Annotated in this window: 12 protein-coding genes; all 12 read right to left on the reverse strand. The window is 31.8% G+C overall.

The genetic code is table 11. From position 1 onward, the window contains the following. Nucleotides 1-333 precede the first annotated feature (333 nt). The 12 genes from AC3ISB_RS19340 to AC3ISB_RS19395 all read right to left on the reverse strand — a co-directional run bounded on the left by AC3ISB_RS19340 (nucleotide 334) and on the right by AC3ISB_RS19395 (nucleotide 17,691). Complete coding sequence (locus tag AC3ISB_RS19340) at nucleotides 334-2,133, reverse strand: ABC transporter ATP-binding protein (RefSeq protein WP_489273870.1); 1,800 nt, start codon at nucleotides 2,131-2,133, stop codon at nucleotides 334-336. Nucleotides 2,134-2,335: 202 nt separating this feature from the next. Next, nucleotides 2,336-2,818 carry a lasso peptide biosynthesis B2 protein gene (locus AC3ISB_RS19345; RefSeq protein ID WP_489273872.1) on the reverse strand — a complete coding sequence of 161 codons (483 nt, stop codon included), beginning with the start codon at nucleotides 2,816-2,818 and terminating at the stop codon, nucleotides 2,336-2,338. Between the two features lie 33 nt (nucleotides 2,819-2,851). Beyond that, on the reverse strand, nucleotides 2,852-3,148 hold the full coding sequence (locus AC3ISB_RS19350) for a lasso peptide biosynthesis PqqD family chaperone (RefSeq protein WP_489273873.1): 297 nt from the start codon (nucleotides 3,146-3,148) through the stop codon (nucleotides 2,852-2,854). After that, nucleotides 3,132-4,073 carry an HPr kinase/phosphorylase gene (locus AC3ISB_RS19355; protein ID WP_489273875.1) on the reverse strand — a complete coding sequence of 314 codons (942 nt, stop codon included), beginning with the start codon at nucleotides 4,071-4,073 and terminating at the stop codon, nucleotides 3,132-3,134. The genes AC3ISB_RS19350 and AC3ISB_RS19355 overlap by 17 nt, the downstream gene beginning before the upstream one ends. Nucleotides 4,074-4,215: 142 nt before the next feature. Further along, nucleotides 4,216-4,347, reverse strand: a complete 132-nt coding sequence (locus tag AC3ISB_RS19360; protein WP_141489635.1) for a paeninodin family lasso peptide — start codon at nucleotides 4,345-4,347, stop codon at nucleotides 4,216-4,218. 15 nt (nucleotides 4,348-4,362) lie between these two features. Beyond that, complete coding sequence (locus tag AC3ISB_RS19365; protein WP_489273877.1) at nucleotides 4,363-6,303, reverse strand: asparagine synthase-related protein; 1,941 nt, start codon at nucleotides 6,301-6,303, stop codon at nucleotides 4,363-4,365. 1,128 nt (nucleotides 6,304-7,431) lie between these two features. Continuing rightward, complete coding sequence (locus tag AC3ISB_RS19370) at nucleotides 7,432-8,607, reverse strand: nucleotidyltransferase domain-containing protein (RefSeq protein WP_489273879.1); 1,176 nt, start codon at nucleotides 8,605-8,607, stop codon at nucleotides 7,432-7,434. 2,559 nt (nucleotides 8,608-11,166) lie between these two features. Further along, nucleotides 11,167-12,618: a right-handed parallel beta-helix repeat-containing protein gene (locus AC3ISB_RS19375; protein ID WP_489273881.1), complete on the reverse strand. Its 1,452-nt coding sequence runs from the start codon at nucleotides 12,616-12,618 to the stop codon at nucleotides 11,167-11,169. A gap of 397 nt (nucleotides 12,619-13,015) precedes the next feature. After that, nucleotides 13,016-13,936 (reverse strand): glycosyltransferase family 2 protein, encoded by a 921-nt coding sequence (locus tag AC3ISB_RS19380; RefSeq protein ID WP_489273883.1) that lies wholly within the window; start codon nucleotides 13,934-13,936, stop codon nucleotides 13,016-13,018. Nucleotides 13,937-14,174: 238 nt separating this feature from the next. Beyond that, nucleotides 14,175-15,569, reverse strand: a complete 1,395-nt coding sequence (locus AC3ISB_RS19385; RefSeq protein ID WP_489273885.1) for an oligosaccharide flippase family protein — start codon at nucleotides 15,567-15,569, stop codon at nucleotides 14,175-14,177. 84 nt (nucleotides 15,570-15,653) lie between these two features. Continuing rightward, nucleotides 15,654-16,862, reverse strand: a complete 1,209-nt coding sequence (locus tag AC3ISB_RS19390; RefSeq protein ID WP_489273887.1) for an O-antigen polymerase — start codon at nucleotides 16,860-16,862, stop codon at nucleotides 15,654-15,656. A 22-nt stretch (nucleotides 16,863-16,884) separates the two neighbouring features. Beyond that, nucleotides 16,885-17,691, reverse strand: a complete 807-nt coding sequence (locus tag AC3ISB_RS19395) for a glycosyltransferase family A protein (protein WP_489273889.1) — start codon at nucleotides 17,689-17,691, stop codon at nucleotides 16,885-16,887. Nucleotides 17,692-17,767 lie beyond the last annotated feature (76 nt).

Here is a 17,767-nt window from a genome sequence, read left to right on the forward strand (position 1 = left end):
AACCGCTATCTAGATCTGAGTCATAGCTTTTAATAGTTTCTCTTTCTTTAATTACATTTAATAATACCCATTATTTGAATGATTAATCCACATAGTGGAAATTATTTTTTTTATTTCTATTCTTTTTTAACTTATACATTGTTATGTCATATAATCCTTATGTTAAACCTCTTCATACGAAATAAGCTGGTTAATTCATAACATCAACGAACTTATAACAATAAAAATTGCTGGAAATACCATTTTTTATTGTAAAGTTAATTAATTTGATTTTCATATAGTGTCTACCCAATGTTATAAAGAAAGGTCAGCAAATCGAATTTAATTAGACAATCACACACTTGATTCCATTTGGATACCTAATAAATTACTAAACATCCCTCTTTTTTCATTTGCTAATTGGTAATATTCACCGACCTGAATGATTTCTCCCTGATCCATGACCAGCACTTGATCGGCATTGCGAATTGTCGATAATCGATGCGCTATGACGATGATGGTCATTTTTCCTTTTAACCTTTCAATGGCGGATTGAATCTTCGCTTCGTTCTCCGTATCCAATGCACTTGTCGCTTCATCCAAAACCAGGATGGCAGGTTTGCGTAAAATCGCTCTGGCCAACACTAGACGCTGCCTTTCCCCTCCTGACAATCGGACACCCCGATCACCGATGAGAGTATCCAGACCTTGAGGAAGCTTACTGACAAAATCAGCAGCTGCAGCGAACTCCAAAGATTCCCATATGGATTTCTCACTTGCATCAGGGTCAATGATCAGCAAATTTTCCCGTATTGTTGCATTAAAGAGAAATGGATCTTGCGGGATATAACTTATGGACCTCCGCAGCGATAATAGTCGGTCATTAGTAAGGGGAATATCATCTATTCTTACTTCACCACTATTAGGGTTATTCAACCCCATTAATATATCTATTAAGGTGCTTTTTCCGGCACCGGATCGTCCTACTATTGCCGTCATACGGTTAGATGGTATGTGTATGTTTATATTTTTAAGGGCATAAGTGCTCTCATTTTGATCATAACTAAAATAAACATTACGGCAATCCAGCCCTTGTTCAATTTCAATAGGCTTGATATTTTTATAATCGGATTCATATAACTCTCTTGCAGCTCTACATTCGTATTGTAAATCCGACAATGCTTTAAAAGACGGAAGCGTAGACCCTATTTGCTCTAAATTAGATTGAATGCTAGTAAACCTTGGCCATAACCTCGAAAAAATAACCGTGATCAGCATTAATTGTGCTGGCTGGGCCATGAACATCTTTATCGAAAAAAACACAAAAATGGCAATTAAAACTGAAGATACAATTTTGAAAATCATTTGGGAAGTAGTATTTAAAGTCGTTAACTTGATCCTGTTTTTTTCCATTCTCTCACTTAAAGACAGAAACCAATTCAAATGAGATTCCTCTAGTGAATTACTTTTGATATCTTTCATTCCGTTAAGGTGATCAGTCATACCCGCTAAATAGGTTTGTGTTAGCTGATAGGTTTCCTTTCCAATAGACTGAGACTTTTTCACAAATTTCCGGGACGAAAAAATGAGAATGAACCCAAAGGCTATTATAAAACTCGTCATTGGGACAGATAAATAAAAAGCTATACCGATTTGAATGAAAGTAAAAATAAGGGAGGATATAAACTGTAAAAATAAATTGATCCCTGCACTTACATTGAAGGTTTCATTAGTCATGATGTTGATAATATCGGATTTCCTCTTTTTTAAGTAAAATCCCCAATTGACTTGCAGCAGACTGCCATACGCCTCATCCCTTAACTTTCTAACAAAACCTTGTTGGATTTTCACTCCCAAGATTGTTTGATTCCGCTTAAATATACTTTGCCCCACCATTAATATCACATAAGCGCCAAGTATTATTAAAAGACTGAGCGTTTCCGGAATTCCGATGAATAATTCATTAACCCAGCTTAAGAAAGGCACTTCATCCGTTTTTATATCCATTACACCAGTTAATCCAATCAATGGGATCAATAAGAAAATTCCTACACTTTCTAAAAAACCTATTAAAATCATACAAACAAGATTGATATAGAGAATTTTCCCCGAATAATCATGTATTTGTTTCGTAAAAAGTAACAGATGTTTCATAACCATATCCTCCATTCGCAGCCCATATTTAATCGTTTTCCTCCATGTTACCGGCGGTAAAGCGCAAAAATGGAAGGAAAGTTGTCGGGTATTCACTTTTCTAAGATTATTATTCTCAATGAAGATAGTAGGGTGGGGTGGTGACGCGTGGACACTGGATAAACTTTGGAGGGTTTATTTGGTTCAATAGAATGTTTTCAGATTAACTAGATTCTTGTTCTTTCAGACCCCTAACCATGTTCTTTTTAGAGAACTTAGAAACAACAGTGAACCTATCCATCACTTCAGCTCCAGTTATATAAAAAGGTCCACTGCGCAGCCAAGCATGTGCAATGAGCCCTCCATTCTCATCTTTGGCTGTACCTAAATAAAGAGTGCTATCAATCTTTCGTTTATCCAGCATCTTCATAGCTGCCATTGCCTTTACAAGACACTGGCTTTCCCATATGGTGTAGCGGCTCATAATATTTATAGCCCGCGATACATTTGCTAAAATCTCTTTATCCGCTGTATTTAATTCAAATGATGACTCTTTCATCTGTTCACCAAGTGTTGGGGCAACTTTTGAAAAGGAAATGCTTTTAAGATAACGGGCCCTGCCTAAATGTAAAAAGGCTTCAATATACAGCAGCTTTGTCTTGAAATCTAAACGAAGAAAAGACTGAGCTTTTTTTACGATATTCATTGTTTTAGCCTCCTAGACTAAAGATTCATGATACTAGGAATGGATGCTGACTAAGCCTTGTTCTAACAATTGACTTAAAAAGTCCGTGACGTGCTCTTTACAATCGGTTTGGTCGACATTGTATTGTGACTGTAATGTAGTAACTAACTCTTGAATCGTAATGGGTTCCTTCATTAACTCCCATATTTCCCCGCCTAGTTCACCTAAATTATAATATTTTCCGTTAGAAACGCTTAACATGACTTTTTCCCCATCCATATCACTTACTATGTTTCCTGGACTTTGGCTATATAGATTTTTTGTATCAAGTTGATTAATATTCATGAACACTTTCCTCCCTTTTTAATGCATGCAAAATTATTTCGGATAAGTCCGGAGCCGTGAAACGATTTGTTGGCCTTCGTAGTTGGAAAAACTCGATTTTCTTAATCATTTTGGCTGAAGTGTTAAAATGCCAGTCCATCAAACCAGATCTTTGGATAAAAAAATTGCGGTATGTATGATGATATAATTTATAAAATCTTTGAAGAGATGGTATAGGCTTAATATCTATCTCGGTATCTTCACTCTTAATCAATTCAAATACACCAGCAAGCGGGAGTTGTTCGGTAATAAATTGATCTTGAACAGGAACAGCAAATTTATCTTCTCTAACAATGAGTGGCTGATAGTTATTTGAATCCATTTCAAAATGATTTAAGCTCTCCAGCCATAATTTTTGCTGTGGATATGAAGGTGTTACAATTGGGATATTTTCATCATTTAGTGTTACTGGTATGACATCATCACTCATGAGCTTATAGCCCCTTTTTAAAAAAGCTGAAGCAAGAGTGGATTTCCCAGCACCAGAATCACCAACAATCGCATATGCCTTTCCATCTATGGCTACCGCACTTCCATGTATAGGAAGGATTTTTCTTTGCATCAAAATGGCACCCATGCATGTTCCGAGGATATAAAGTCGAATCTCATCTTCTTGTGCCGCATCAATTGGACAAAACTCTATTCTATTACCGCTTTGGATCAAGAAAATGGCCGTCTTGGAAACATGGAACATAATCCAGTCTTTCTTAATGACAAAATCATCTTCAGGAACTGAATGCTCAGACCATAATGCATGGAGTTCAGCTTTTTCGATAGCAATATCCGTTTTATCATCCACTATATTAATAGGAAACAATTCAGGCAAAGCCATATCACTTGAAACGGTTAAACCATACGCTTCATAAACAGTCCTTGTTTTGATACCGATCATATAAATACCCCCGTACATAAATAACGTCTCTTAATTAGACAGGTACAATGTTTAATACTTTGTTATTATTGAAGTCATACCCCTATTAACTGGATAAATAGGGGCTTAGGGGAATCCTAACAGACTTTGTTGCGTAAAAAGTTTAACTAAAAGTTATGTCACCTTTAGGAGTGCCCGCTGGAAATGCAGCATCTGTGTAATCACCATCTGTTCCAAGCATTGTTTGATTAACATCAAGTACTTCTAATTCAGGTTTTTTCCATTCCTTTTTCATAGTATTCACCTCCTTTTAATTGAATCGTTTTAAAAATCGGTACACAATTAAACTCCGCATTAGGAATTTATGGTCAGGATTCGTAGCAAGTTCAGGTCCAGTTCCTTTTTTAATCGTTACTAATGCATTCTTTATCGCTTGACCATCCAGGAATTCCAGAGCTTTATCATCCGTGCTCAGCTGCTCTATCTCCTCTATGAACTCACCCCATTTAGGAAGCATACGGTGAATCCAATCTGCTCCTTGCACCCCCCTGTATCGTTGATTTAGCCTTACTTTATCGGGTAGGTAATTCACTGTAGCATTTCGAATCAGGGCACGATCCATCCCATTCTGTACATATTGACTTTCCGGAAGTGATAAACAAAAGCGAATAACACGGATATCATTCGTCGGATCTCGCTTCCACAACTTGTATCGTAAGGAGAGCTTTGTAGAAAGCGTATTTCCTGCATTCCACTGAAAGATATCTTCAAAATGCTTTTTTCTTTCATTAAAAATATCAGAATTCGAATACCAGCCTGTTTCATCCATGCCGAATTCTTTAAATTTGTCATATACGCCCATTCCTTCGGCAAATCTTGGATTGATTAATGAAGGAATTTTATACGGAGTGCCTTCCGGGAAGATCCGATCAATGATTGGAAAGCCGATTCTTGCAATAGTTTTCACCTTTCGCAATCTAGATCCGCCAACATTATTCCTATATTGTTCCAACTCTTGATATAGTCGAACCCACTTTAGCCTTTTTAATAGAAGGGAGTAATACTCTAAGGGGAATCCCCAGGAAATTGAAAAGTTCCCTCTATCTCCATTAAGCAAAACACCTATGTCATCCTCATTCGCTTTTTCAAACATCCCTTTTAACCAGAAAGAATTTTCAAAAAACTTATAGGGCATCTCCATGATGTCGAGAAAGTCTTCCATTTCGGAATAGGAGTCTTTCCCCTTAAAGTCACAATAATGATCAATAATTCCACCAACATGTCCTACGGTCGATTTGATGAAAGGCCGCTCATCAGCCAATAAGTATTTAGGAGTAAAATCTTTAAAATCTTCGGGAGGAATATAACTATATGTATGTAGTGCAGTACTTTCCCGCTGCAATTTATTCACCGCAAAGCCAACAACAGCCCCGGAATCCAACCCACCACTCAACTGGGCGCCAACTTTCCGATGTGTCCTTAATCTAGATGTAACAGCCTCCTGGAAGACACTTTGAAATGCTTCGATGTAATCTCCATTAGATTTAAGTTTTAACTTATCCCCCTGAGTTAAATAGGAATATCGTTTTAAAGTCACCCTATTTTTCTCTATTGATAAGCTATGAGATGGTGGAATCTGATTTATGGTTGTATACGGTGTTAATGATGAATCTACTGCATCAATCATTCCCGATACGGCCAAATACTCAGCAAGCCACTGCTCATTCAACCTTTTTTCAATAAAAGGTAATGATAAAAGTGGATCCATTGTAGTGCAAAAGGCAAACTTCTGATAGCTTTGGTGATAATAAAGGGTTCTACTTCCCGAAAAATCCCTTGCCCCAAACAACTTCTGTTTCTTTTCATCCCAAATGAAAAAAGCAAAATCCCCAACTAAAAATTTGGGCGCATCTTCCTCCCACTTATAGTAGGATAGTAGAATCAGTTCACTATCCGTCATGTCCTTTTGGTTGGATGGCTTAACTTGTAACCTCTGGAATAACTCATCACGATTATCAATAATAGCATCAGCAGTAATCGTACAGCGTCTTTCAAAATCATAAAGCGGGAGCTGCTCACCAACAGATTCAGGCGTGATCCATTGAGCATGACAACCGAGAAAAACCTTTTCTGAATGCCACATTTGGATAGAATCAGCAGGGTACTTTTGTAAAGCCGTCATCAAATTATGGCAATGTTGAAGATTCATAGGCTCTTCATTAAAATGATAAATACCGGCTATAGCACTCATGTTTTCCCCCTGATTGTTTTGATATGTGAATAAATCACATTATCTTCCTTCGATGTTGGTTAAAAACTTTGATGAAAATACTTCTATCATCTGATTTAAAAAATTTTACGCCAACTAACTTTAATGGTGTCCATATTTCTTTCATTAGAAATAGAGGCATTTATATTCATCCTTTCTTCAGGAATTAATCAAAAATTGTCTTTGATCTGTATAGACAATTTTTTATAAAAATAAATTCACTTTGGATAATATTCTGTTTTTAAATGTACTACTGTTGCTTTATCTTCTGATGATTTTTACCATCAATATAATATTAATATGCCGTATATCTGTACTCTCTAAAGAATCTTCCGTTCTTTATAACGAATTACATAAGCTAAAATTACCATTTATTTATGCCTATGTCAATATCTTTTATTACATTACGAGCTTTATATGTCGGAACGCCGCCATTAACAGATAATGATAATGCATTGAGGTATTCAGCCTGCCTTATATTAGTCATGTTCTGCTTCAACGCTTTTGAAATGTACTTTCTATCCTTTAGTGGATTAGGAATTCCCTTACAGCCAGACCCTGGTGAAGAAGTGTTTTTAAAAACATCTACACTTCATGTTTCACGATATTTCTCACCCAATTTTCTAATTAAGTTTTATTTTTTAATTCATACTATTCGATGACTTTTACATAATTTCCTTTACCCGTTAGATAACTTTTAACTGTTTGTTTCTGTAACTCGTAATAATAACTGCTTTTTTTCTAGACATAGCAAAAATCCCCTCTAAGTTTGAGTGTATCCTACAGATATCTGTAGCCCTTTTACACACTTTCTACTTAGGGGAATATATCACTTCAACCCAATCCATCTGTACCTATCTTCAAGTTAGAGTTACAAATCTTACTATGGTTGGATACAATACACTCCACAAATACTTTTATAAAATTCTGAAAAATATACATAAGTAAAATACCTAAGGCAATAATTATCAAAGTTACGTGCACTTACAATCCACTTGTTATAGTCTTCAGTTTCTTAATGCTTTAAAATTGATGATTAAATTCATTTTACTTAAAGTAACATGCAAATAGTTTTAACTAAAAAGTGTAATCACGTAAAAACCCTCGGACTTATCCCCTCTCTAGTACTAATTTCCTAACTAATCTCCAAGTTTTTAATAGGGGGCGTAGCGGAAAATATAAAAAGTGAAGAGGCTTAGGCAACAATAAGGTCTTTACATCCGCTTTTCCTGGGTAAAATAAAATCAAAATAAAAAAGAATTTCTGTAGCTTCGATTTCAATGAAAATAGATAACGTTTATAGTGATTAGTCGACATAATAATTTCTAATGAATCCGTTCCTTTGATAAAGGGTATAACCTTTTGTGCCAAATTTATAGACTGATTTTCCATTGTTAATATTTCCATCCCTCGAATAATCGGAGTATTTAACAGCTGAGAAGATAAAATAGTTGCTTGCCCTACTATGTGATGGTTGTGATAAGAATTCATCATTAAATTAATTTTTTCTAAATTTATCCCCGCTCTTAAAATTTTATCAATATCTAATAGCCAACGAAGACGAAACCAACCATGTCTAGCACCATGTGATACAAGATATAAAAACAAATCCTCTTTTCCAAGAAAATAGACCGGAAAAGATGTGAGATTGCTTACCCTTTTTCGTTCCCACAATTTATTAAAATTAGGTTCCTTCGAAGGTCGACGTTGTAATCTCCAATGAACTTCAAGATGAATATTCTTTTGCGGATGGAAATAAGCTACATGATGATCCCTCCACTTCCATTCATTTAATAAACTTGTCCCCAACTCTTTCTCATATCCAAGATTAAAAAGAAGTTCTTCTGCTTTTTTTAAATCTGTTATTGGAATTATAAAATCTAAGTCTCTGGAAGTTCGGAGAGAAATATCTCCATAGAGATTTGCTGCAATTACTGGTCCTTTTAAAAACAGAAGAGGAACTTTACTTTCTGAAAACATTTTACTTATTTGTTCCATTTCTCCGCTTAAAAGTAGCATTTGAAAAGTATTTTTCTTGTATTCTTGACACAATATTTTAATAACATAAGGAGGAACTTTTTTTTCACCTATCTTTATAATTTTCGAATAAATTATTGGATAAACACGATGATGCCAAACTAATTGGAGGAATTGCTCCCAATCAATCTCTTTAAACAATTCCGGTTCAATTAAATATAGACAATCATCATCCTTCTTAAGGATTTCAAGTAACAAATATAATTCCTTTGGTATATGTTCAAAATCGAGGTTAAAATTATTATTCATTGTCTTGTCTTCTCCTTTTATATGTTATAAACGATAACATTTATATAAACATTTCATAAACTTGAAAGCCTCATTTCTTGTAGCAAGTAACTAGAATTCTAGACATCTTTTTGTATGTAGTACTTCACATAGAATCTATTAACTATAAATAACAAGTTGTTAAAAATCATCCGGTAGTAAAAATGTGTTCTTTCATTGTAATGGAACCATTTTCAGTTGTAAGCGTTGTACTTATATTTTCTAAGGGTTTATTCGTCAATGACGCATATTAAACTCCCGAGTAGGTCATAGTTGCAAGTAACTATTATGGATCAGCTGAATTTATCTATATAGTATAAGTAAAGATAAGTGACACAATCACTAAAACTGAGGAGAATCTATAATGACTAATATAGAACTATTTATAACTATATAAAAACAACTGGGGTTTCAATTATATTTGAATAGCAAACCAAGGAAAAAGATGAATATTGAAAATGACTTGCCCCCCTCTTTTAACTGGGTAAATAGGTGAGACGAGGTCAAACAAGCGCGGATCATTTATTGAGAAAATCAATAAATATCAGGACGAATCAAGCTTTGCTATCAATATATTTCTTTCATTTTCATCGGGTTAAAAATCAGGGAGGTTGTTCCTTATCTTTTCATTAAGGGCATTAAGATTCGCATTCGATGAAAAGTAACTAAGTGATGAGATAGTTAATCTAGATTTGAAGCCATAAAATAAATGATTTAATTTATTTTAGTATCATAATATCGTTTTCATATCGTATTGACACTATCTAGAAAATACTTCCCGTAAGTTTAACAAGAGGGAAATATTCTACCGCATCAATCACGAGATTCTAGCTACATGTACCTTTTGGTTTATCTCTTATAAAAGGATGTTGAGCCATACATTCCTGCTAGTCATAATACATCACGGCACAATGACTATTTAGGAGGAGCAATACCTATAGAAGAAATTATTCTTTAAGTATAGAGACCCTTCTTTCCACATATTTTAAAGAACGCAAACGCATTATGGCATTTAACCAGGCTTACTAATTACACCTGGATAAATCAAAACCATGATAAATGCACAAGAAATACCCTTCCAAATATTAAAAATCCATTATATTCATTGAGGATGGAGGGGTTAGAATATGTCAATGTATAATCACAAGAGAATTCATCTTAAACTTGGCTATATGCCCAAATTTGTTGATTATCCTTTATTGACCTACTAACCGCTGTAACTTATAAAATAGTGTACTCTCTTTCACCTCTTTTTCATTTAAAGGGAATTGAAGAATTGCTCCAATATCATGAAAACGTAGTCCTCTATATTATGTAAAATTTAAATAAATTTTTTTTCTTATGATGACCGTGAGATTATCATAAACTTTTTATACAACTTCCCCATTTAAAACCTATTCTTACATATAGAACTAATTATGTATAACTATAGCACTAATCATCATAGCATGGTGTATACAAAGTCTCAATAAATTTAATTATAATATCACACTTTAAGGCAAACAGGTCTAAAGTATTTACGTAAATCGAGTAAATAAGAGATCCAAGAATTATGAAGGGTATTCCCTCTTTAATATGTTTAACTCTCTTTAATATGTTTAACTCTCTTTAAAAAGTAGGTGATTCCAAATTTAAGACTAAAATCAACCTTACGCAAAACTATTAATATTTTAGTTAGATCATAAAACACTTTCCTGATGTAAAATCTATGTGCCAAAATAGTTTGTATTAAATTTCGAAAATTCAGAAAAGCGGGAAGAGGTCACAAGACTAGCCTTCTATTAAATAACTCTTACGAAAGGATAATTGGAACACATTTGATTTGAACCATATCCAGCTTAATTTTGGAGTAATGATATGACACTATTGAAAGAGTTTATAGATATGATATTCAGATAATTTCATTTTATATGGTGGGGGGCTGCTAAAACATATCTAACCACAACCAATGATTGGCTTAAATACAGCATTATGGTATGTAGATAAGCAAGATATAGGGAAGGGTTTCTTCAAACTAAAAAAGTTAAATAAATTATTTTAAACAGACTGAAAAACTCGATTTATGTTTAAGAAGAGGAAAATTATATTCCAAGACTGATGAGTTATTGAAGATTGTTTATATGAAATGCTCGGCGGTTTCACGCTGTTGGATAACCAATGTTTCTAATAGGCTGAAGGAAACGCTTCTGCATACTTTTTCTCTACTTTTCTATCAAAGAAAATAGTTCAGCTTGCAATCCCCACCCCTTTTTTTACGAAATTGCCATTGAACGGAAAGAAAATCATCTAAGCCAATTGAGTTCTTTTTGATTCTTTGATACATATATGTAACGACAATTATTAGTTAAAATTTCTACAAACTTACGAGGATACATCCCAAATATCATCTTAATCAATATTTTCGTTTATTTAGCAAGCTCTCTAATTAGGTGGTGGTGAAATAATTCCAACTTAAGCAGACGTGGCTACATATCATATCATTGACAAGACTTCACTCTAACCGAGAAGAAATAATTAAAATAAGGATGGTATAAATTATGCTCAATTAACATCAGGTAAATTCCCTTTTAGGCGAACATCTGCTTTTCCTGCAATAGTAATAAACGGCCACGCTTTAGAACTTGTCCTTCCTGAATTACCTGACACAACTGCTTTCCCCGCTTGTAATATTATTGCTTCTTTTGTAGATTCAATTTCATTATTTGATATTACAATGTCACTTATATCTCTGTACTTAAAACTGCTAATAGTTATCCCACGCTCAGAAACATTACTAATTGAATTTGACGTAATTATACATCCTTTTATGTTTTTTTGCATAAATATTCCGGTATTTGTATTTTTTATTATATTTCCTGATAAATACACGTCCTCGACATTTGTGTACATAGCGATGCCGCCCAGAAAAGTTTTGATTCCTTTTTCCGATAAAACAATTTCATTATTTGTAACTTTTATTCGTTTTGTTGATTCACTCAGGTCCGTACCTATGTCTATGCCATGATATGAATTACCACCTAGCATTTGATTCCCCTCAATAATTACATCACTAGCATAAACCGATATAAATGAGTACATAACCTTATTGTAATCACTAGCATGTGTATAGCTATTTAAAATTACATTCCCCTGCACCAAAACACCTGGTGACATAATTTTGATAGCCCTTTTTGAACAAAACTTAAATAAGTTATTTATTATAGAAACGTCAACGTTACCATCCCAACCTTGTACGGATATCCCATCTCCATCTTCACGAGTATATATGTTGCTTATAACATTATTGTCTATTTTTATATTTTTCGGTTCTACTAGTTCTCTTCCTTTTGCCTCATTACCAATCCATATGCCTCTTGAAGTACCTGCATTATCTGACTCCTTCCCATTAGGTTTATTATAAATCCCATCAATCGAGTTATTTTGAATAAGCACATCGTTTGTATTACCTTCTACTTTAATTCCTGCCGTTGTTTCTAGTTTAGTAGAATTTATGTTACTTATAGAGCATCCATGGATTATTATATTCTGTGATCCTTGCCCAACACTCAGCCCAATAGAACGCCTACCATCTCCATTGATTTCAAGTCCCTTTAGCTCAACGTTGTTACCAGAAATTCTTATGAATTCCGAATACATATTCCCGTTTGCAATTATTCTTGAACCTGACTCTCCCTCTAGCTTAACATTTTTAGGAACTGTTAAATAATCAATCAAGTAGGTTCCTTTAGGTAAAAACACTTTTTTCCCCTTTAACGAATAGTTAAGAGCAGCTTGCAAAGCTGCAGTGTCATTTGTAACTCCATCACCTTTTGCTCCAAATGTTTTGACATTGACACTTTTTTGATAAACCTCTGTCACCTCTACTTGAGTTATAATTATTCCATTAAGAATAAAAAGTAACAAAATAAAGAAAAGAAGAAACACAACATCTTTCTTTAAATATTTAAGCCATTTCCCTTTAAAAAGTTCCTTCTTCCTTTTTACATTGTACAATTGAGCTCGATCCCTCCAAAAAAAACAGCTCTTCCATAAACCTGGGTGTTTATGGCAAAGCTATTAATGTAGTATTTGTCAGTTAACCTCTCATATTATCAAACCCAAGAATTGATAGAACTCAGCGTGTAAGAGAGACATTAATGAGTAGGTTAACAATTAAGAAAAAAGTTGGATACTCCTATGTGCTCTTTAAGAGATTTAATTTCACTTAAGGTTAAATAGAAGTGTGACCGCTCTTTAACATTATTCCCCAAATAACTGTAAAAGTTAAGACTTAATTTTGTTATAAAGGACATTGAGTATAATGAAGTTAATGTTTAATGTAATGGATGTATACATATTAATGACTAAAAAAAATTATTTATAGCGTTTTAAAAATAATTAATATCGAAGTTTAGTCTTTTGTTAAGGAATTATTATTAGGCAGGGGAATGGACCTCTTAATATATTTAATTAAAAAAATTGAATTTGATTTTGTAAATTCAATTGGATACTTAAATGTATATTTTATAAACACTTTTAATGCTAAATGAAAATACCTATGATGTATATGGTCCCAAAATACTTTACTGTAATGCGAACAAAATATTTCCTTTTTTTCTTTTTCATTTAATTCCTCCATAATATTACTAAAGGAACTAAAAAAGTTTTTTTTCATGTTCTCTAATTCTCTCCCATGTATAGCATTCTCCCCTAAATTTTCACCAATTACTACTAAAGCTTCTTCAATGAATCCTAACTTATATTTTTGAAAAAACCTTAGTAAAAACTCGAAATCTTGATGCCTTTTAAATGATTCATTAAAACCATTTATATCTTCTACAGCATGTTTATAAAACATTAAGGAACAAGTAGTAGGAGTAAAAGTAAGGGAAAGGATTTCTTTCGTTAAGTCCCCTGATTTTTCTGGTTTAATATATTTTCCCCTTTGAATTCTACCACAATACACCCCTTGATACTGACTTTGACTTTTTAAATATTTTATCTGTTTCTCTACTTTTTCTGGTAAAAAATAATCGTCATCATCTAGAAAACAAATTATATCTCCAAAACTATTTTTTATACCAGTATTTCTTGCTGCTGCACCATTTTTATTCCTTTTATGTTTTATATATCTAACTTCATTAATATTCTTATAATCATTCATAATTTTTTCGGTTTGTGACCTAGCCTCAGTTTCTGGATCATTATCATCGACTATTATGGCTTCAATATTTTTGTAAGTTTGATTTAATACAGAGTCTATAGCCCTTTTTAGCGAAGTTGGTCTCCGAAATGTTGGTATTATCACACTAACTTTAGTATCTATTTTCAAACTTGGACAGCTCCTTTGATTTTTACAGGTTTTCAATATTAACCAAGTGACTTTTTATGCATTTCAAATTTACAGGCAACTGTTTTATACTTACCTATTAATGACATATTGAACAAACTATTTTATGATTGTTACTTTTGTTGATACAGTGACATTTTAACCAAAACAAAATATATCTGGTTAGATAGATAAAAGTGAGAGTAGTACATGGATTTCAATTCTATTGCATTTTTAACACTTAATATTCAAGATTTCTTTTTTTGTACTTGAAAGTAAAGTAGATAATTATTGAATATAAAATTATGTAAGATAGTATTCCAATGCATACCCTGCCAATGTCGTTTATTAATAATTTTTCATCTAATACAATTACAAAGTATGATATTGAAAAATTGACCACTAAAATGTAGGACAAAAATTTCATAGGGAATACAATATTCATAAATTTTTTTGAAAGAATTAAAGATAATAAAATATAAATAATATACGAAAAAATCGTGGCTATTATAGCACCATTAACACCTAATTTCGGAATTAATATTAAATTTAGTAAAATATTTATTATTCCAGAAATCAGAAGAATTCTGAGCATTACTGTTGTATTTTTAGTTAATTGAAAGGCTTTATCTGTATAAGTACTGATAGAAAAAAATAGAGTACCAATTATAGTGAATTTAACAATAACATCCCCTTCACTATATATTGGGAAAATTATATCCATTAACTCATCTACATATAAAATCATTAGCATAACAACTGGGATAATAACTATAAAGTGTAAACTTAAATATTTAGTTAATAATGCCTCTGCCTTTTGTTTACCAAAAGAATCATAGACCTTTACCAATTGTGGATATAAGGCTAACATAATAATCATGGTTACATTCACCAGTGATAATTCAGCTATTCTATATGCAAATGAATATATGCCTACTTGTTCATTACCAAGAAAATAACTTATCATAAATCTATCAGAGCTTGCCATCACAAGATATAGTAATCCAGAAAACGCTAACGGCATTCCATAATTTATTGTTTCTTTTAACAGGGTTTTATCATAGCCTGAGGTAAAACGTATTAACCCTTTTTTAAAATATATAATGGTCATTACTATAGTGATAATACCCATTGGTACATACATGGAAAAAATTGCATTGCTTGTATTAAGGTTATCATTGAGAACGAAAAATAAAACCAACAGAAGTGTTCCTATTGGAAACAACGATTTAATAACATTAAACCAAATTTTATTTTCGCTTGCTCGCAATAAATTAGAATAAAGGTTGAAAAATCCTATTGAAGCTAAACAGCTTATTATATAAATACTTTCTATTCCTTTAAACGGAATTATAATAACAGTTAATATTAATAACAATCCTAACGTCGTAACAACGTATAAACTTATGATTTTATATTGTTTATCTATTTTTTCAAAACTATTATAAAATCTAAGCATAGAAGAAGACATAAAAGAAAAAAATAACGTATTAAAAATTGATAATGTTGTGATAAATATATTATATTCTCCGTATTGTTCAGCCTTCATATAATTTCCATATAGCACAGTGGTAATAAGCGAAATAATTGTGGGTATAATAACCGAAGGAAGGTAGCTTATTATTGTCTTTATCAATTTTTTCTCCTTAAAACAGCAATTTACTTTGTATATTCTATTCGGGAATAGATATATTAAAATCTCAACTGTCTATTATTTAGTTCAACTATTATTTTTACTAGAATTAGTTAGTCCTTTTTTATAAAATAGGATTAGCCCAAAAACACTCCATAATAATGGTTCCTGCCAATATGAACCACTAACCATTAATCTAGTGAAGCTAAATATGGCCATAGTAGTTACTATATCCCTAAACATTTGATCCTCATTTGATATATAAAGATATTTCTTAAATAATGAAATAAATATCATGATAAACCCAATCAAACCAAATATTCCAAAATCCAATGTTATTTCTAAAAATAAATTATGCGGGTATGCATAGGTATAATTAGTGATAATAGGTAGATAGCCTACACCGTTTGGTAAAAAGTTAGATTCTATAATTGTTTCTTTTATCAAAGGATAGAGAACTTCTCTTCCAGAAGATTGTTCTACAATGCCAGATAAACCACTCTTAATTGTTAAATCCAACTTAGTTAGTGTATATGAATTTATTCCGAATGCTGAAGAAAAATTACTTATTGTTTGCAATAAAACGCTAATATTTCTTAATAAAATATATATTATTATTAGCATAGTGCACATTTTTGTAAACAAAACTAGTAATCCTTTTTTATCCAACTTTATTTTAACCAATTCAAAATAAAGTATTACAAATATACAAAATAATAAAGATGATCTATTACCAAAAATTAAAACCTCCATAAATACAAAAAATAATAAAAAATAATTAAGTAATTTTAATTTGAATTTAGCATTATATAGATAAATGGCTAAGCCAATAAATATATAAGCCAGATTGGTTCCTAAATCCATATAACCATTAGTACTTGTAAAATAATTTAAATAAAGATTAGAAATAAGTAATGCTATCAAACTAAAAGCATAATAATACTTTATTAAAATTTTATAATTTTTTATTAAGCTAGAGAAATATAATGAAAAAATCCCTACCCTAATAAATAACATATATATGTACATTACGTCTCGTTTATAGTCAACCAAAAATATATTAACCATAAATACAATAGTCCCAGTAATAAAAATCAATAATATTTTTTTGTTTATCTGTTTATTTAATAATGTCGAAAATACTATTAATGAAATCAAAAATATCCAAAAAGCCAAACTACTTCCTGTTAACATTACCACAGGAAAAGTTAAAATATCACAAAATAAGAATAAGACAAATAAGATTATATTTATTCTATCTTTTTTTATATCACTTGAAATTTCGTTCATACGCAACCCTTTTTCCCCTGATTAATAATTAATCAAGCTTCTTATTAATTGATCTTAAATACTCTTTCTTCCCAATTAACATTGATTTAATTACATCAATTAACTTCATTTCTTGTTTATACAATTTATATTTTCTAATGGCAAATTGTAATATTAGGAGTGGATAAAAAGTTTGGCTCATCGCATAAAAACAAGCCCCCTTTACTTTAAAATAATCACGATTAAACCCGTTAAACCAAGTTGATTCACTATCCATTAAGTACCCAATACTTTTAGGGACAAATAATACTTTCAACCCTTTTCTTATACATTCAGATAAGAAAATGCTTTCCTCTCCCATAAAGAATTTACTTCCTGCTCCAAATAATTCGTTATACCTTATTCCAGCATCCACAATCGAACTTTTTTTAAATGTAATTTCAACAGAACTTACTTTCATAGCTGTAATAAAATTTAGATATTTTTCTCTTTGTGGATATTTTTTATAGAAGGAGCCATCACTTTTTTCAACTTGAAACACAATTATATCAACATCTGGATTTTTCATATATTCCTTTATAATAGTTTTGTCATATCCCTTTTTATATTTCATATCATCATCACATACAACACAAATATCAGCAGTTGTATTTTCAATTGCCATATTCCTGCTTTTACTTAAGCCTTTATCATTCAGAGAAATGAAAACCATATCATTATTTTCAATTTTTTCAGGATGATCTAACTTTATATCTGTTATTTGATTTATTATTACAGATTTCGTAGATATATTCATTTTATTATAAAAATCCAAGTTCTCCTGATTCATTGTTGATATTAACATTTCAACTTTCATTGTTTTTCCTCCAATAATATAACTATACCTAATAAAACACTATTATCCTTTCAAATATTAATGTTAAGAACAACTA

This window comes from Peribacillus sp. GL_122 (assembly GCF_057835005.1).